The sequence below is a fragment of the Dyadobacter sp. genome, from assembly GCF_017744695.1.
Lineage (GTDB): Bacteria > Bacteroidota > Bacteroidia > Cytophagales > Spirosomataceae > Dyadobacter.
In genome coordinates, this window is the sequence record NZ_JAGIAS010000010.1 from 40,360 (window position 1) to 58,929 (window position 18,570).

Here is an 18,570-nt window from a genome sequence, read left to right on the forward strand (position 1 = left end):
GAAAGCAGCGACCGGCAGTTAGTCCTTATAGGTCTATCCCATGAAAATTGGCTGTCGGTTGCCATGCGGCCTTCGCGGCGAAATGGTTATATTTGATTTACATTATTGAAAGACTTCCAAGACATCGTTAAGTTATGGACACGCCTGTTACATTCATTGTTGGGGATATCATGAGCGAGGACGAGTTTTTTCGTTTTTGCCAGATGAACGATACGCTCAGCTTTGAACGGGACAGCGAAGGCAACATTATACTTATGTCTCCTGCCGGAAGTTTTTCAGATAGTTTCAATGCCGACATTCTTGGTATTTTCAGTTCATGGTTGCGGGAAAATAAAATCCCCGGGAAAGTATTCGGGCCATCAGCTGGCTTTACACTTCCCAATGGTGCCGTTCGTTCACCGGACGTTGCATGGGTAAACCGCGAGAAATGGGATGCGCTATCAAGAGAGGAACAAGAGCGATTCGCTCCATTTTGTCCCGATTTTGTAATTGAAATACGTTCGAAATCCGATAGCCTTATTTACCTGCAAAACAAAATGCAGGAGTATTTGGCAAATGGCTGTCGTCTTGCGTGGTTGATAGACCGGTACGGGAAGAAAGTATATGTTTATGAACCCGAACGGGCTATTGTCGAATATTCAAGTCTTGATATTCAACTTTCAGGGGCACCACTTTTTCCTGGTTTTGTATTGAATCTGGCTGAAATAGAAAAATGAAAATGCCACGAATGCCACGAATGCCACGAATGCCACGAATGTTCACGAATACAATTTTCGTGAACATTCGTGGCATTAAAAATCTAAATCTGCCCGGCCAAAATCTCAATCCCTTCCCGAAACGAATGCGGTTCGTAGCCCAGTACATTTCTTGATTTTGTTAGATTGAAACCTGTACGCGGCGGTCTGCGAGCAGGCTGTGTGAAAGTCGACGCGTCGGTAGGAGAGATCAGCGAAGCGTCCAGCCCGAAATAGTCGGCGACGGCCAGCGCCATTTGATAGGGTGTCAGGAAATCTTTGCCGGAAATGTGGTAAATGCCTTTCGCTTCCTGGTCCGCGATGAGGAAGCAGCCCAATGCCAGGTCTTCGGCCAGCGTAGGCGTGCGGAACTGGTCGGTTACCACTTTGATGGCCTTGCCTTCCTCCAATGACTTCTTTACCCAAAGTATGATGTTGCTACGGCTCATATCGTGCGCGATCCCGTACACGAGCACGGTACGCGCAATGGCCCACTCGATGTCGGAGGATTTGACGGCCTTTTCAGCCGCGTACTTGCTCCATCCATAAAAACTGATCGGATTCGGGATGTCTTCTTCCCGGTATGGCCCCGAAGTGCCGTCGAAAATAAAGTCGGTGGAGACGTGTTCGAGGAAAATCTGGTACCTGGCACAGGCTGCAACCAGTGTTTCAGTTGCGGTGACATTCAGTTTCCAACAGGCATCCTTCTCCGCTTCGCATTGGTCCACGTTCGTCATCGCAGCGGTGTGGATAATTACGTTGGGACGCTCGGCATCCAGCACCTGATCAACCGCTTCCGGGTTGGTAATGTCCATTTCAACATAGCGGTAGCCCTTGGTGAATGGCAACCGGTTTTCGCCCAGGGCTGTGGCAACCGTTTCAATGTGTGCTTTTGAAACCAGCAACTCCACCAGTTTTTGACCCAGCAACCCGTTGGAGCCGGTGATCAGGATTTTCTTCTTTTCCAATTTAAGCTTCGTATTTCCAGCCGTATTTGCGGGTAATCTTCTTCTTTTTCATCTTTTTGACAGACACTTTCATCGAAATGTCCTTCTCGGGGCGGTCGCGCTCATCTTTGTCTACCGAAGCGATCTTATCTATTACATCCATGCCGTCGATCAGCTGTCCGAAAACGGTATATGCGCCGTCCAGGTGTGGAGTGCCGCCAATGGTTTCATATACTTTCTTTTGGGCGTCCGTCAGCTTGCGGGCGGCGCGTGCCGATTGTTTTTCAAGGTCGGCCTTGCTCCATTTCCGGCCTTCCACAATATAAAACTGGCATCCGCTGGATTCTTTTTCGGGGTTATTGTCGCGTGCGGCTGCCAATGCGCCCTTTTGGTGAAACAGCTTTCCATTGAACTCCGCGGGAACCTTGTACCCGTTGTCACCGCGTCCCAGCATTTCGTCGGGCTTCGCATTGCGGGAATTGGGATCACCACCCTGGATCATGAAATCATCGATGACGCGGTGGAAAAGGAGTCCGTTGTAGAATTTGTCCTTGGCGAGCTTGATGAAGTTGGCCTTGTGCTTCGGCGTTTCGTCGAAAAGAATGAAGCGCATCGTACCCTTGTTGGTAGCGATGGTAACTACCTCGTCTTTTTTAGAAGACTTTTGCGCACAAACATTCAATGCAAGGAGGCACAACGCGCCCAGGAGAATCGATCTTTTGTTTTTCATAGGTGTTATTTGGCGGCCAGAACGTTTTTATCGGCCGGGAAGAATTGAAATTTCAAGCCATAATCTTTCCCTTCCGATACATCTTCCATGTCCACCCGGATCGTCTTGTTATTCCAGGTGATCTTTTTGGTTTCTTCTTTCGGGGCGGAATAGGCCTCACTAAAATATTGTTTACTGGCATTCCAGAGCTGTTTGGTGGCTTCCGGACTGTTCAGGTAAACGTCGATCGTGATTTTATTCACTTTTTTTTCCGGTGTCAGAAAATACTGCACGTCGATCGTTTCCAGCTGAGCCGTTTCCGAGGTATATCCCAGGTGGTCCGGTGTTTCTTCAAACATCTCGAATGTTTCGGTGGCTTTCACTTTGGCAATGGCATCACCGAAAGCAATGCCCCTCAGAACTACACCGGCCGGATTTTGTTCGGCTGGGCCGAGGATTGTTTTCAACAGTGCCGACTGGTCACTGTTCAGGTCAGCGGGAGCAGGTTCGTGCAGGGTTACCGAGTCTGCCGCCGCCTCGGTTTTTTCGTTTGTTTTAGTGTCGCAGGCCGAAGCGAGTAATGCTATCGCGAGCAATGCGATTCCGTTTTTCAGCATATTCATAATCGTAGAGGTTGTGTCATGCGGTTAAATAAAGTTGAGAAATTATCGTGCCTTGTAACTAGTTCGATTGCCTGTCAATTGCAATTTATACATATTTACTACTTCCCGAAATCCGGTTAAAACTCTCTTGCAAGGTTAAAAAAGAACCGGCGTTCGCCCAAACCGTTCAACGTTACGTTGAAGCGCGCGACGATATTATAGAATGTCACCACGTCCAGTCCTGCCCCGGCACCGTACAGCGTCGAATTGCCCAATTTGGTATTACTGAACTCCGGATAGCTGTTTTTGACATAGCCGGCATCGGCAAAAGTATTGATATACGCCGCAAGGGGAATGGTATTGAACTGCCTTACGGGTATAAATGAAAAATGCTTTTGTATTGAGAAGAGCCTGTATTTCAGCTCATTCTTGATCAATGCGTAATCCTGCCCGTCGATCACGTACAGCTCATACCCGCGCACGAGGTCGTTGCGGTAGCCCAGGCCCACGGTCTGGGTGTAAGGCTGGCGCTTCGGAAACGATATCCGTCCCCGCACATTGGTGTTAAAAAACCATTTCTTACCAAGCGGGATGAATTTGCGGTAAGAACCGTAGAGATACAGTGTATTGACGTCATCGGAAGGCAAGAGCCCGGTTTTGGAAATCTGCAACCCGGCTGTCTGGCCTTGCAATGCATACTGCGCATTGTCGCGCCTGTCGTAGCTGTATGTGTAGGTCAATTGGAAATAACGTTGCCGTTTGTCCCCATTCAGGAGGTAGTTGGGGTTAAGCTTCGCAATTGTGTCGGAGATTGTCAGGTAGCTCCACCGGAGGTCCACCGAATGGAACGTGTAGTACTTGTTCCGTCGCGTCAGGCTCACATAGGTATAGAACCGTTCCCGGTTGATTTCCTCGCTGCTCAGGTATTGGAGCTTGTCACGCCAGGTTCTGAATGCGGTATTTTTATTGATAGAATACGAAGTTCCAATGGTAATCCCCGTCTTTTGCGCTTTATCGATATAAGGCAACGTATAGGCAAGTTCGAACTTGGGGATGAAGCCGAACTCGGCCAGAAAACGGAGTTTATCGGCCCGGCCCGTCACGTTACCGTAGCTGAGGTATACGCCGTAAGTCGTTCTGGAAAGATCCCGCTTGCGTTCGTACCACCATTCATTGAAATTCCGGTCGGCAAGCTGGAAAACCGGGAGTACGATAAAATACCAGCGTTCCTTCACCACAATGCGGATATCGGTATGAACCGAGTCGGGATTAGGTTTTGTCAGCAGGTCGACGGTAATGAACAGGTTGGTGTTAATCACCTTCCTGCGGTCAATTTCGAGTTTTTCGCGTAGCGCTTCGGTCGTAAGCGAATCGCCCCTTTGGATCGCTATTTCGCGCATGATGATGCCCGTACGGGTGCGATGGTTCCCTTCCACCGTAATGTCGCCCACAACTACGTGGCCGGAACTATCGGCAACGACCGTCTGGCCGGAGGCGAAATGGGAAAAGAGCAGGGTAAAAAGCAGAAAGTAAATCTCCTGACAGCACTTCTTAGGGTTCATTCTTCACGGTTCCGAGTTTCGGTATAGAAACGATACTTTCTGTTAATATGATAAAATTTTAACAAAAATAGGGGTTCATGAAGAATGGTAACAATCTGTTGACGGAAATCAGGGCTTTCGGTGGCTTTCTGTTTTTTGCCGGACTTCGCAAAAAAGAAGATGTGCGGGGAGAAAAAACCGCGCTATGGCAATAGTCTGTTAGGAAGCTTTGCAAGTATCCTTGTCACATACCAAAACTAACTAACACCATGTCATTCTCCCGGGCTGAAATTTTGATTAACAAGCTTATCAGCAATAAGATATCCGAGGAGGAACTGGCGGAGGTGCTCGCAGGGATTTCCGATGACGAAGGAGGTAAAACGTATTCCGACGCCCTCGAAATTTATTTCAACCGTTTGTTGAAGGAAAACCGGCCGAACGGCGAGGCCGGGCCGAAGGAATCATAAGCAGATTACAGATTTTACAAATACTCACTCTCCTCTATCAATAGTTTGTTCAGAAATTAAAAAAGTCAGATCCGTTAGAATAGCCCAAACGACACCATCCCTAGTAATGTGAGCAGGATTTCAAGCAGTTTTCGTCCGTGAGCAACCCTCGCGGAAGGTGATCTCCTGCTCACCTGATACCATGTTATTAATACCGCTGACACGGATTATATAAGTCTGTCGTGTTCCATTTTTTTAACATAAAGCTCTATTTATCAGTATCATGAACAGTACCCGTCACCTTAAACACAAAAACTATGGATCCAAATTCTACTGCTAGCCTGCGAAGGTTGCTCCTCAGCATTTTCGTGGCCGTTTTGCTCTTTAGTCCGACATTCGCGGCGAGAAATCTCGATAAGACGGTCAAGGGAAAAGTTACTTCAAAAATAGACGGCGCGGCGCTCCCTGGCGTCAGTATCGTAGTGAAAGGGAGCCAGGTCGGTACCTCTACGGATGCTACCGGTAACTACTCGATCAATGTTGCTGACCCTTCCAAAGCCGTTCTGGTATTTTCCTACATCGGGCATGAAACCCAGGAGATTGTTGTGGGAAATCAATCGGTTATCAACGTCGATCTGGCAGAAGGTGTGGAAACCCTGGGGGAAACCGTTGTTACTGCATTGGGCCTCTCGCGCGAGAAGCGCTCGCTCGGGTATGCGGTTGCGGAAGTCCAGGGCAAGGATATCAGCCGGGTGGCACAGGAGAACGTCCTGAACTCCCTTTCGGGCAAGGTTCCGGGGGTGACGATCAGCTCCACAGGCGGAACGGGTTCGTCGGTGAGCATGATCATTCGCGGCGCTACCTCACTGAGCAACGACAACCAGCCGCTTTTTGTAGTGGATGGTGTGCCTATCGCCAACACCCTGAACAACATCAGTGAAGTAGGTAAGGACAACAAGGTCGACTACGGCAATGCGATTTCGAGCATCAACCCAGATGACGTGGAAAGCGTCTCAATCCTGAAAGGCCCCAACGCCGCGGCACTCTACGGATCGCGTGCTGGCCACGGGGTGGTGCTCATCACCACAAAAAGTGGCAGTAAAGCCAAGAAAATGACGGTTTCGGTCAATTCCAGCACCGTTTTTGACAAACCTTACAGATACCTGAACATGCACCACAAATTTGCAACAGGTATCCTTCCTTTTACGCCCGACAATAACCCTTATCCGGGCGGTGTGCTGCAAATAGACGAAGGTTCTGCCGGTGGCGTGGGACCTGAACTGGACAAAGGCTACAAGGCGATACAATGGAACAGCCCGAAAGATGCCAACGGCAAGCCTATCCCGACCGAGCTGATTTCACACCCTGATAATGTGAAGAACTTCGTGCGTACGGGCATCACGACAACCAACGGGGTATCACTTTCCAACAGTAACGATTTGGTTACTTACCGGTTATCGTATTCAAACATGTCGAACCGTGGTATCATCCCGAACTCCGATTTGTTCCGCAACTCACTCAGCGTGAATTCCACGGTACGGTTAAGCAAGAAACTGACGGTAAGCACGAACATCGATTTGAGCCGCAACAATTCAAATAACCGGCCCGCGACCAACCGCGGAACCAATCCCTTGCAATGGGCTTACGCCGTATCGCCGCACATCGATATCCGAGACCTGCGCAATTACTGGGTGCCGGGCCAGGAAGGATTGCAGCAATTGTCGCAAGGCCCTGGTGCTTATAACAACCCGTGGTTCCTGGCCTATGAGGTCAACAACAGCTTCGTCCGTGACAGGGTTTTCGGAAACGTGAAGGCCGACTGGCAGATCACACCGCATTTGAGTTTAATGGGACGCTACGCACTCGATACCTACCGGGAAGAACGCCAGACCAAGATTGGAAACAGCTATACCAATGATAGTCGTGGAGGTTTCGGGGTAATTAACCTGTCTCGGTTCGAGCGTAATGCCGACTTCCTCCTGACCTACAAACGTGATATCAATGCATTGAGTGTGTCGGTTTCCGGCGGGGGGAACACGCGTTATCAGAAAAATACCGACCTGACTTCGGCCAGCAAGAATGGTACCGGCCTGGTTATTCCGGGACTTTACACCTTAGGAAATATCGCCCCGGCTAACCTCAATTACGGCAACTATTTGTACGAGAAAGCGGTATTCAGTGCTTATGGTTTGATGAACCTCGGTTTCAAAGATATGGTTTACCTGGACTTGACTGCGCGCAACGACTGGTCGAGTACCTTGCCTAAGGCCAATCGCTCGTACTTCTATCCATCTGCGTCTTTGAGCGTATTGCTGAACGAAATGTTCCCGATGGCCAACCAGATCAGTTTGTTCAAACTGAGAGGCGGCTGGGCACAGGTAGGTAACGATACCAACCCATACAGCTTGCTCGCTACTTTGAGCAATGCAGGCGCCTGGGATGGCATTACCCGTCTATCCAAGCCCGGACAAATCCTGCTTCCTGACCTGAAACCGGAGATCGCTACTTCTTACGAATACGGTCTCGACCTGAACCTTTATCATAACCGCGTCCGACTGGCCGCTACCTACTACCAGGTTGAAAACCGTAACCAGATCATTCCGACCAAAATCTCCGGCGCAAGTGGTTCCACAACCATGAATATCAATGCGGGCTTGCTCGTCAGCAAAGGGCTGGAACTGACATTGGGCGGAACACCGATCGACAAAAACGGCTGGCGCTGGGACATTAATGCCAACTGGTCGCGAAACCGGACGACGATCAAGTCGCTGGTGGCAGGGCTCGATTCCTACACACTCTGGACCGACGCGAAAGGTGGCGCGTGGACGTACGTGGGTGACAAGATCGGGGATATTTATGACGCCGAAATCGTGACCGTAAAGGATAAGAACTCGCAGTATTATGGTTATCCTATTCTGGATGAAAACGGTTCCTGGCAATCGGTTGCGGCAACCAAAACCCGCAACAAGATCGGCAACTTTAACCCCGACTTTATCATGGGCCTGCAGACCTCGCTGTCTTACAAAGGTTTCACCCTTAATATGTCGTTCGACTGGCGCCACGGCGGCGATTTTGTATCGCAAACCTACCGCTACGGCGAATCGGACCTGAAATCGCAACGGTTCCTCGACAATCTGATCAATCCGAACGGTATGACGGGAGATCAGCTGCGTAATTATCTGATTGACAATAACAAGGTGGTTATTCAAGGTAATAAATTTAACATTGTCGGTGGCCCTACCAAGGAATACGGCGGCTTCCCGTTTGAATATGGCGGCAATACTTACGATTACGCGGTGTTCAACCCTGGTGTGATTGCGCAATACAATGAGGCCGGAGAAATCACTGGTTACACCGAAAACCTCGGCGGACCGGGCACGAAATACATCCCGTACGGCGACAACTATCCGTGGGATTTCACACGCGCCGCTACATTCGATGCTTCGTTTATCAAGCTGCGTGAGGTATCATTAGGTTATGACCTGCCGGCCACTTTTGTGAAACGTTTGGGTTTGCAAAATGCCAATGTCTCCATTTACAGCCGCAATATCATTCTTTGGACGAAGGCTAAAATTGGTATCGATCCTGAGCAGGCGTTCCAGCAAGAATCGGGAGCGCAGGCGGGTACCCAGTTCAAGCAGGGTATCGAGCGTTACAATGTGACGCCATGGGTGATGCCGATCGGTTTCAAGATTGGTTTAACTTTCTGATAAAGAGTCATCTAGTCTATTTAATTTAAATAAACTCATGAAAAAACTTCATAACAAGTTCGTCATCATACCGCTGCTGCTGGCATGCATGGTCTTCTCTTGTAAGGACCTGACGGAGCTCAATGAAAACCCGAACGGCGTTACGCCCGAGTCGGTAAACCCGAACCTGGTGCTGCCAACGGTATTGACGGAGGCCGCCAAGTTGTATGTAAACCTGGGTTATCAGGACATTGCCGGCGTGGTACAGCACACCCAGAAAGACGCATGGTCGAGCGGGCATAACGATTACGACTGGGGTGGCGACCAAAGCTGGAATGGCTATTACGATGTGCTGCGCAACAACGACCTCGTATATAAACGCTCAGTGGAAACAAATTTCGAGTTCCATCAGGGCGTGTCGCTGGTCATGAAGTCGTTCATGTTCGGACTGATTACCGACCTGTGGGGCGACGCGCCTTACACCACCGCATTGAAAGGCGAGGCTGGTACAACGGCGGACATTCTACCGTCGTTCGACAGCCAGGACAAGATATATGCCGGGATTATTGCCGACCTCGAAAAAGCCAATACGCTGCTTTCCAAACCGAAAGCCGAATATGTGGGTATCGTCGACAACGTAGATGTCTTTTACGGCGGGGACCCTGCTAAATGGCGCAAGATGGCCAATTCGCTTTTGCTCCGCTATTATATGCGGATTTCGGCCAAACAACCTGACATTGCCAAAGCAGGTATCGAGAAAATCGTGGCCAATGCGGCCAATTATCCGATCATCACTTCCAATGCCGACGATGCTACCATGGGCTTTCCCGGAAACAGTGAAGCGGATTCGTGGCCGGCCAACACCGTAAGCGATGCGAGCGGAAGCAACTACCGCCGCATTAAAATGTGTGCCACACTGGTGGAAAGATTGCAGACGCTGAAAGATCCGCGCCTCGGTATCTGGGCCAACAAAGTGGAGGTTCCGCTCGTGGTAGACCCGACAGCGCCCGTCGGAACGGACAAGATCGTGGACGGCAAGCGGATTCTTTCGCCGGACAAGGTAGGTAAAACGCAAATTGACACCGATCCGGAATATGTGGGTTTACCGCCAAGTGTTTCGGCATTGCCATCGGCTTATAACCTGAATCCAACACCCGGGCAAACGTCGTTCAACCCGCACGTATCATTCCTGAACAACATTTACAAAGCTGCAAAAGGCCCATTGTTGCGTGCACGGCTCATTTCGGCTGCGGAAGTAAACTTCATCCTCGCCGAGGCCGCATTGAAAGGCTGGGCTGCCGGTGTGGCGAAAGACCGTTACGAGGCAGGAGTGAAAGCATCCATGGCAACCTGGACGGTAGGCGATAAGTATGATGCTTACATTGCCACACCGGGCGTGGCTTTCGATAATACATTGAAACAGATTATTGAGCAGAAATGGATCGCTAGCTGGACTGCCGCTACCGAAGCCTGGTTTGACTTCCGCCGCACCGGCCTGCCCGCGTTGAAAGCCGGCCCGGCCGCCAAACGGGAGGTGTTGCCTGTACGCTTCTATTACATGCAGGATGAATTGCGCATCAATAAAACGAATGCAGAAGCTGCGGTGAGCAAGCTGGAAATTACCAGCTATTCGCAGGCCGACAACGGCAACAGCCCGTGGTCTAAACAATGGCTTATCCAGGGAACCGGTAAGCCGTGGTAGTCATATTTGTTTTAAGGTGAGTATTTAAAACCGGGACTGTCGGGGCCATCCCTCAGTTCCGGTTTAGTTTTAATAGGTAAAACCCCTTCCAAAAATGAAAGCCAGGGCCATTCTCATTTGCATTTTATGCCTGTGTGTAAGCCAAATAACACTAGGGCAACATTTCAGGGCCGCTGCGGCTGTGCGGGTGATAACGCCCGATCCGCTTTTGCCTGTTTCAGGAGGTATCGGTACGCCCAAGAAAGCGACGCAGAAGAATGGCGACCTGTATGCGCGAGCATTTGTTATGGAAAAGGGAGCGGTCAGGATTGCTATTGTGAATGTGGATAACCTGGGTTGGCCGGCTGCATTGGGTAATAAGTCGCGAAAGCTGATCAAAGGCATCACGCCCGAGAATGTGCTCATAGGCGCCACACACACGCATAGCGGGCCCGATGCTTACGGTTTCCCCAATGAAAAAGGGGAGTCGTTCGCCGATATGGCCTATCTCGACCGTTGTGTGCAGCAGATCGCCGATGCTGTGAACGAAGCGGTCGGAAAACTGGAAGATGCCTCATTGAAGATCGCGGTAGCCGATGCCAAAGGCAAGATCGCGTATAATTATTACGCCGACCAACTCTACGATCCCCGTTGCGGGGTGATCCAGGCGGTAGCCACTTCGGGAGCTAACAAGGGCAAACCCATTGCTACCCTCGTGAATTATGCAATCCATCCGGAAGTGATCGGATCGGGGAGGGGCATTCTGAGCCCGGACCTTTGCGGGCCGCTCTACGATCGCATCGAGGCGCAGGGCGGAGGGACCGCCATTTTTATGAACGGTGCGCAAGGTGGAATGGTAACCGCCGATAACCGTATCGAAAACGGAAAGGAAGCCAACGACTGGAATGAATGTAAAAGGATAGGCGAGCTGCTGGCCGATGAGGCGATGCGAATTGTGAAAGATGCGGCGGTACAGGAAAACCCTGACGTTTATTGCGTTTCCCGCAGGATTGACTTTCCGGTGGATTCGGAGATCATGCGTTTTATCCTTCAAAAATCCCCTGTTAAAAATGAAATGGCCGGTGATAACCGCATTGTGACGCAGCTCAACCTGCTCAATATCGGTACGGCTCAGGTACTCACAGTTCCCGGCGAGGCATTGCCCAACATTGGCTACTATGTCAAAAGGCATATGAACACCAAACAGCCGTTCCTTTTCGGATTGACGAATGACGCTTTCGGTTATATGCTCACGAAGGTCGATTTCAACAGCTTTAAACGGTACGACTATGTAAGCCGGACAAGCCTGGGTGAAATGACCGGAGAGATTTATATCGAGCAGGCATTGAAATTAGTAAAAGACAGCCCCACGCCGACGCAGACTGCGCCTGTGCCGGGCAAGTAAACCGAATTTTAACCCCAAACAGGAGTGACCATGTTTTTGAAAATAGCCGTTAGGTCCATATTGCTGACCCTCGTAGCGATCGTTTTTGCGAACGCCCAAAAAGTAACCCCGGAAAACGCATTGGAGAGCTACCTCGGCAATGGCGACAAAACCTTCAAATGGGAGTTGAAGGAGACATTCAAACGCGACGATCTGACATTTTACCAGATCCTGCTGACCTCTCAAAAATGGCGGGAGTTTACCTGGACGCACCAGCTGACGCTGATCGTTCCCAAAGAAAACCGGCACGACGATGCGCTGCTCTTTATCACGGGCGGTTCCAATGCGAACGAGCTGCCTAATTGGAACAGCAAAAAGGATGAAAAAATGTACGGGTCGCTCGGTGCGGTGGCTACCACCAACCAGGCCATTGTGGCGCTGTTGAAGCAGACGCCTAACCAGCCATTTTTCGGAGACCTTACCGAGGATGCGTTGATTTCCTATACATTGCACAACTTCAAAAAGGACAAGGACTATACCTGGCCGTTGCTCTTTCCGATGGTTAAAAGCGCAGTGAAAGCCATGGATGCAGTGCAGCAGTTTTCGCAGCAACAATTGAAACATACGGTTAATAGTTTCGTGGTAACGGGTGCTTCGAAACGTGGATGGACGACCTGGCTCACGGGTGCGAGCGACAAACGCGTGGAGGCGATCGCACCGATGGTGATCGATGTGCTGAATATGCCGGTAAGCCTTGATTATCAGATCAAATCATGGGGCGATTACAGCGTTCAGATTGAGGACTACGTGAAACTGGGTATTCCGCAGTCGACCGGCTCGCCCGACGGGCAGGCCATAACGGCCATGATCGATCCCTATTCGTATCGCGCCAAACTGACCATGCCGAAGATGATCTTCATGGGAACGAATGACGAGTATTGGGTGGTGGATAACATCAAAAACTATCTCGACAAGATTCCCGGTAAAAATATGCTGCATTATGTGCCCAACGCGGGCCATGACCTGGGCGATGGCAAGCAGGCGATGGAAGCTTTGAGCGCGTTCTTCGGCGCAACAATTAACAAACGGCCTTATACGGAATGCAAATGGAGCCAGTCGGTTGCCAACCGGAAGGTAAACCTGGACATTAAGACCACGCCGGATGCGTTGGTGGACGTGATCCTGTGGTCGGCAAACTCGCCGGACCAGGATTTGCGGAACGATACCTGGACTGCCCAAAGTTTGAAAATCAGCCAGAAATCCAATGTGAAGGTAACCGCCGAGTTACCGGCCAGTGGTTTCCGGGCATTTTATGTGGATTTGAAATACAAAACGCCACAAGGCGACATGTACACGGAGAGTACAAGGGTGTTTTTGACGGATAATAAGTCGGTTCTGTAAATCCCTGAAATAGGTGTATCTATACCCGACGGGAAACTTGAAATAGCCATGATCAAAAACAAAAGATTGCGCTGGTGGGCATTGCTATGCCCGGTTTGGATGTCTTTCGTGCTAGCCGGAGAACAGCCCGAGCGGACGGTGAAGGAGGTGATCGACCGCACCGTGACCCGGTTTTACGAAACCCTCACGCCTGCGCAACTCGATACGATTTCGGATAGCTATATCCTGAGCATACTCAGCGACCGCGACAAGGAAACGCTGGCGACGCGTTTCTGGAATTTCGAGGTGAATGTGCCGGTGAGAGTGTCGCTGATGCGGAACACCGCGCAGGCCGTGCCACCGTTCTGGCTGCAAAAGAGTGGTTTTAAGAAAACGCAAATGCTCGTCAAAAACGACGAGTACACCTACGAAGTCTGGCAAAAGGATTTTGAAAAAGGGCAAATAGGGCTTGGTATCAATGGTTTTGATAAAGACCGGCCGGTGTATTTTATCAGTGTGGCGCCACTTGATAAAGCAGAAAAGCTCACGGTTTCCAATGTAGTACCAGCGCAATATGCATTAGCTACGATGCAGAAAGGGGCGTTTACCTATCACGACTGGGATGGCCTCGTATTGACCGAAGTCCCCGATGAACTGAAAGGGCAGACGCTCTTCACGACCGTTCGGGGCCGCGCACGAGAGGCGCATCTGGTGAATGCATTCCGGAGAACCTCCACACCCTCGTCTGAAAAGCCCGATCAGGTAGTAATGACGTGGAGCGGTGATCCTGTCACCACGGCGAACATCCAATACCGGACAAGTCCCAAAGTGCTTCGGAGCAAAGTGAAGTACTGGAAACCCGGGACTACCGATACGCTTTTTACCGATGCTTCGGCATTTAACATGGAAGACAGGCTGTTGCAGAACGACCGGTTTGTGAACCGGTTTACGGCGCAGCTCAAAGGGCTAAGTCCCGGTTCTTTGTACCATTATTCGATCGGTACCGGGCAATCGCAATGGTCGGTGCCTGCATCTTTCCAGACTGCCTCCGACCGTGTGAAAGATTTTTCATTCATCTGGTTCGGCGACACGCACTATTCGCCTATCTGGGGCGATATGGCGCAAAAATCCATTAAACGACATCCTGAAACGGCATTTTTCTCCATTGCCGGTGACCTGGTAACAACCGGCCTGCACCGCGATGACTGGGACCAGCTCTGGGCGCATGCCGGCCCGACGTTCAGCACGCGGCCGCTGATGCCCGTCCCCGGTAACCACGATAGCCAGGACGGCCTTGGCGCATGGATGTACAAGGAGATGTTCAGTTTACCGGAAAACGGTCCTGCCGGTCAGCCTACGGAAATGACTTATGCTTTCAATTACCAGGACGCATTGTTCCTGATGATCGATGCTACGCTTTCGGTACCACAGCAGACCGCCTGGGTTGAAAATCAGCTCCGGAACTCGAAAGCGAAATGGAAGTTTGCGATGTTCCATTTCCCGCCCTACAATTTTGAAGAACCTTATGACGAGATCAAGCGGGAATGGTGTACGCTTTTTGACAAATACCACGTGGACATGGTCATGAGCGGGCATATGCATTACTACCTGCGCACGAAGCCGATGTTTAATGACAAAGAAATGGCGACTCCGGCGAAGGGTACCATTTACCTGATGTCTATCAGCATTCCCGGCAAGCAGGAACGTTGGCCGAAGGAGGATTATGCCGTGGTGAGGTACAAAGACGGTCCGCTTTATCAGCATGTGTCGATCAAGGGGAACACGCTGCATTATAAGTGTTACAATCCGGAGGGTGAGTTAAAGGACGAGCTGACGATTACGAAGTAGTATTCAACAATTTCAATTATAATGACCCGCATTACATTACCCGCTATTCTATTATTTTCTGTTGTTTTTAAAACCCACGCGCAAGTTGGGCCGATCAGGAAGGAGTTTTTGAACCCGACTTCTAAAAACGTGCTGGTAGCGTCGCACCGGGCGGTGCATCATGAAAAACCTGAAAATTCGTTGCCCGCGATCAGAGACGCAATCCGATTGGGCGTTGATATTATAGAAATTGATGTGAAGGTGAGCAAGGATGGTATTCCGATGCTCATGCACGACGGCAAAGTTGACCGTACCACAACCGGCAAGGGCGATCTTGAAACACAAACCTTCGAAGAGCTGCGGAAGCTGCGGCTTCGTTCCAATGGCAAAATCACGGAAGAAACGATTCCGACGCTGGAAGAGGCACTACGCATAGCGAAAGGCCGCATTCTGGTCGATCTGGATCTTAAAACCGATCGAATCGACAAAGTAATCGAAGTGGTGAAAAAAGTCGGTGGCGAGGATTTCGTGTTCTTCTTCGATAGTGACTATGAAATTCTCTCCAAGGTGGATGCGGCTTCTAAAAAGTTCATGCTCATGCCACGGGCCGAGTCGAAGGCAATGGCTGATTCGGCATTAACCCGCTTCAAACCGGAAGTAATTCACATCGATTCGGATTTCTACACGCCCGACGTAACCAGTCTGATCAGGGACAAAGGCGCCAGGGTTTGGATCAATGCATTGGGTGAGCCGGACGTAGAAATCAGGAAAGGAAACACCAGCGAAACGCTGAAAAGTCTCACCAGCCAAGGCGCCAACATCATCCAAACCGACGAGCCGGAGAAGGTCATCCGCGGATTGCGGGAACTGGGCCTGCATCGCTAATCATCAAAAAAGCCATTCCGTTGTATTTGGAATGGCTTTTTTGATGATCTCGGGTAAAACCTATTCAAATCGCCTGTTGGCCCCATTCAACTCGCCGTGTGTGCTGATGGCAACGGCCGTGAGAATGGCAAAAATGGCTACGATGAATATAAAGTTGACCGCCCAGCGGCTGATGTTCAGTCCGCGGTTAGAGAAAGATACCTGTGTTTTTTTGACGAGAAGGCCCAGAACAGCTACGTTCAAGATGTAAAGGTATTGCTCGATGCGGTACAGGCTCATGAATGCGCAGGTGATAAGGATGCTGTAAATCGTGTACAGGCCGAGGTTCAAAAAGAAGAATCGCTGAACGTCTTCGTATTGGAGCTCCCAGAACGGCGTTTTTATCTGAATATAGTATTTGAATACTGTATAGATTGCAAAAGCGAGAACGAGCAATAACGCTAGCCATTGGACATAAGTGGTAATGCCGGCAGCATCGGCAAGCGGATCGAAACTCCGGATCGTTTCAACCAATCTCTCCGTTCTAAACGATTGATCCCAGACGAGGAATGGAATGACGAGTGTCAGGATGACGATCGGTGCGAGCACATGCCAGCGGGATGCCTGCGTATCGGTGGTTTCCCATTCGGACGTAAACGTACCGTATGCCATTCCCGCCCCGCCGAAAAAGCCGATCGAATATTCCATTACATTCCAGAAATTGAAGTGAATGCCGGAAGCACTTCCCAGTACTTGCAGAAAGTTGCCGAATGCGAATCCGAATCCACCGCCCAGCCCGGCGAAAACGGCCAGCCTCATGGCTGAATGCTGTTTGTGGCGGATCATATACCAGAACAACGCCACAGTCATGCCGAAGCACGCCGCCCATGCTTCCGAGCGCGGAGGGGTCATGAGCCAGCCGAGTTGTTCGATCAGCAGATAATAGAACAGGATAGCGCCGGCAGTCATTTCAGTGATTAGCTGAGGCCATTGCACGGGTTTCTCACGGGAGGACGCAAGCGTAAGCCCGAATAACCCGCCACCGATGAGGCCGAACAGCCCGCCGATAATCCCGAGCATGAGGAATCCATAGTAAACATTCCCGAATTCGAGCCCACGTGCAAAGCCGACCACTTTACCGTAGCTGATAATACCCCCGATGCCCCAGCCAGCGGCCGACGCCAGTGCCAATTGAAATGCTTTGGCATACCAATCTTTTCTTTTGGCGATGAGAACAATGCTCAATCCGACGATGCCGCCAGCCCATGCGGCGCCTTGTTCGTGCCCAAACTGGCCGCGGATGGCCCAGGCGGTGCCCAGTGAAATCCCCGCAACAAGCAGGGCATAAAGTAATTGTCTGTTATTCATGAACGGAATGCGACTAAGGGTTTGTGGGATAAATACTGGATTGACGCCCAAAAAGACTATAACCCGCTCCTGGATCAGGAGGAAATAGCCCGATTCGCTTTTGGTATAGTATTCCCGGTAAAAACTGGCACGACACATTTCAGGAATACGAAACCTATGAGCAGCAAAACAGAACAACTTGCGATCAACGGCGGCCCGAAAACCATCGACAAGACATTTTTATGGCCTATTTATGATGAAAATGAGGTGAATGCTGTTGCAGCAATCGTTGCGAGCGGCAAATGGGGTAATCCTGACTGCGGGGACGAGGTGGAGCGTTTCGAACGGGCGTTTGCGGATTATTGTGGGAGCAAGTATGCCATTACCTGTGTTAATGGTTCGGTTTCGCTTCGGCTGGCCCTGATGGCGTGCGGCGTGAAACCCGGTGACGAGGTGATCGTGCCGCCTTATACTTTCATTACCACGGCTTCGTCGGTGATCGAATGCAACTGTGTGCCTGTGTTTGTGGATATCGATCCTGAAACATACAATATCAGCCTGGCAGCCATCGAGGCGGCCATTACGCCACGTACCAAAGTGATCATTCCGGTGCATTTCGGGGGGCTGGCTTGTGATATGGATGCCATTATGAACATTGCCCAACGATATAATCTCAAAGTGATTGAAGATGCGGCGCATGCGCACGGAGCTGAATACAAAGGCAAAAAGCTGGGTTCGATCGGGCATGTGGGCAGTTTCAGTTTCCAGTCATCGAAGAACCTGACCTCGGGCGAGGGTGGGATTGTCATTACCGACGACGATAATTTGTACGCCATGATGCATTCCCTGCGCAATGTCGGCCGGATCGAAGGCGGGCAGTGGTATGAGCATTACAATCCGGGGTGCAATTACCGCATTACCCAAATGCAGGCCGTGTTACTGACAGAACAGCTCAAACGGCTGGAAGATCAAACCCGGAGAAGGAATGATAATGGGTTGTTCCTGAATACTTTGCTGGAAAAAATAGACGGTATTTCCCCGTTAAAGCGGGACGAAAACATTACGCTACATGGTTATCACATCTATATATTCAAATACGACGCTTCGAAATTCGGTGGAATGCCCAAAAGTGAGTTTGCCGCAATGCTGGCAGCCGAAGGTGTGCCGAGTTTCAAGGGTTATCCGCATCCGTTGTACAAGCAACCCCTTTTTCAGAACAAAACATTCCTATGCTACGCCATTCCCGACAGCGCGGATTATAGCCAGACCTTCTGTTCCGTAGCTGAGCAGGCTTGCGATACCGATGCGGTATGGATTCTCCAACATGCCATGTTGGGGGAAAAGGAGGATATGGAGGCATTTGCCGGGGCAATTCTGAAAATTCAGGAGGCTGTCGGGTAACCCGAATGCCTCCTGTGC

At 50.5% G+C, this 18,570-nt stretch carries 14 protein-coding genes; 9 read left to right on the forward strand and 5 right to left on the reverse strand.

Annotated features, from left to right (window positions below; translation table 11 throughout):
• The first annotated feature begins 170 nt into the window (after positions 1-170).
• A complete protein-coding gene (locus J7619_RS28255; RefSeq protein WP_291207189.1) occupies positions 171-716 on the forward strand; it encodes a Uma2 family endonuclease in 546 nt (181 codons plus the stop codon).
• An 83-nt stretch (positions 717-799) separates the two neighbouring features.
• Here the strand turns inward: J7619_RS28255 and rfbD are convergent, their stop codons facing one another.
• The 4 genes from rfbD to J7619_RS28275 form a co-directional block, all read right to left on the reverse strand.
• Complete coding sequence (rfbD, locus tag J7619_RS28260) at positions 800-1,702, reverse strand: dTDP-4-dehydrorhamnose reductase (RefSeq protein ID WP_291207191.1); 903 nt, start codon at positions 1,700-1,702, stop codon at positions 800-802.
• 1 nt (position 1,703) lies between these two features.
• Positions 1,704-2,411 carry a peptidylprolyl isomerase gene (locus J7619_RS28265; protein ID WP_291207194.1) on the reverse strand — a complete coding sequence of 236 codons (708 nt, stop codon included), beginning with the start codon at positions 2,409-2,411 and terminating at the stop codon, positions 1,704-1,706.
• Positions 2,412-2,416: 5 nt separating this feature from the next.
• Entirely contained in the window at positions 2,417-3,013 is a 597-nt protein-coding gene (locus tag J7619_RS28270; protein ID WP_291207197.1) for a hypothetical protein, read from the reverse strand.
• 116 nt (positions 3,014-3,129) lie between these two features.
• On the reverse strand, positions 3,130-4,554 hold the full coding sequence (locus J7619_RS28275) for a BamA/TamA family outer membrane protein (protein ID WP_291207200.1): 1,425 nt from the start codon (positions 4,552-4,554) through the stop codon (positions 3,130-3,132).
• Between the two features lie 248 nt (positions 4,555-4,802).
• Here J7619_RS28275 and J7619_RS28280 point away from each other — a divergent pair, with 248 nt between their 5' ends.
• The 7 genes from J7619_RS28280 to J7619_RS28310 all read left to right on the forward strand — a co-directional run bounded on the left by J7619_RS28280 (position 4,803) and on the right by J7619_RS28310 (position 15,825).
• The gene (locus J7619_RS28280) at positions 4,803-5,000 is read left to right on the forward strand and encodes a hypothetical protein (protein WP_291207202.1); all 198 of its coding nucleotides are present in this window, start codon (positions 4,803-4,805) and stop codon (positions 4,998-5,000) included.
• Positions 5,001-5,296: 296 nt separating this feature from the next.
• Positions 5,297-8,689: a SusC/RagA family TonB-linked outer membrane protein gene (locus tag J7619_RS28285; RefSeq protein WP_291207205.1), complete on the forward strand. Its 3,393-nt coding sequence runs from the start codon at positions 5,297-5,299 to the stop codon at positions 8,687-8,689.
• A 37-nt stretch (positions 8,690-8,726) separates the two neighbouring features.
• A complete protein-coding gene (locus J7619_RS28290; RefSeq protein WP_291207208.1) occupies positions 8,727-10,370 on the forward strand; it encodes a SusD/RagB family nutrient-binding outer membrane lipoprotein in 1,644 nt (547 codons plus the stop codon).
• A gap of 94 nt (positions 10,371-10,464) precedes the next feature.
• Complete coding sequence (locus J7619_RS28295) at positions 10,465-11,754, forward strand: hypothetical protein (RefSeq protein ID WP_291207210.1); 1,290 nt, start codon at positions 10,465-10,467, stop codon at positions 11,752-11,754.
• 30 nt (positions 11,755-11,784) lie between these two features.
• A complete protein-coding gene (locus J7619_RS28300; RefSeq protein ID WP_291207213.1) occupies positions 11,785-13,134 on the forward strand; it encodes a PhoPQ-activated pathogenicity-related family protein in 1,350 nt (449 codons plus the stop codon).
• Positions 13,135-13,182: 48 nt separating this feature from the next.
• Entirely contained in the window at positions 13,183-14,961 is a 1,779-nt protein-coding gene (locus tag J7619_RS28305) for a metallophosphoesterase family protein (protein ID WP_291207216.1), read from the forward strand.
• 21 nt (positions 14,962-14,982) lie between these two features.
• Entirely contained in the window at positions 14,983-15,825 is an 843-nt protein-coding gene (locus tag J7619_RS28310) for a glycerophosphodiester phosphodiesterase family protein (protein ID WP_291207219.1), read from the forward strand.
• A 60-nt stretch (positions 15,826-15,885) separates the two neighbouring features.
• On the opposite strand, the gene J7619_RS28315 is transcribed toward J7619_RS28310, so the two are convergent.
• Positions 15,886-17,172, reverse strand: a complete 1,287-nt coding sequence (locus J7619_RS28315) for a hypothetical protein (protein ID WP_291207222.1) — start codon at positions 17,170-17,172, stop codon at positions 15,886-15,888.
• Between the two features lie 156 nt (positions 17,173-17,328).
• Here J7619_RS28315 and J7619_RS28320 point away from each other — a divergent pair, with 156 nt between their 5' ends.
• Positions 17,329-18,552 carry a DegT/DnrJ/EryC1/StrS aminotransferase family protein gene (locus J7619_RS28320; protein ID WP_291207224.1) on the forward strand — a complete coding sequence of 408 codons (1,224 nt, stop codon included), beginning with the start codon at positions 17,329-17,331 and terminating at the stop codon, positions 18,550-18,552.
• The last annotated feature ends 18 nt before the right edge of the window (positions 18,553-18,570 follow it).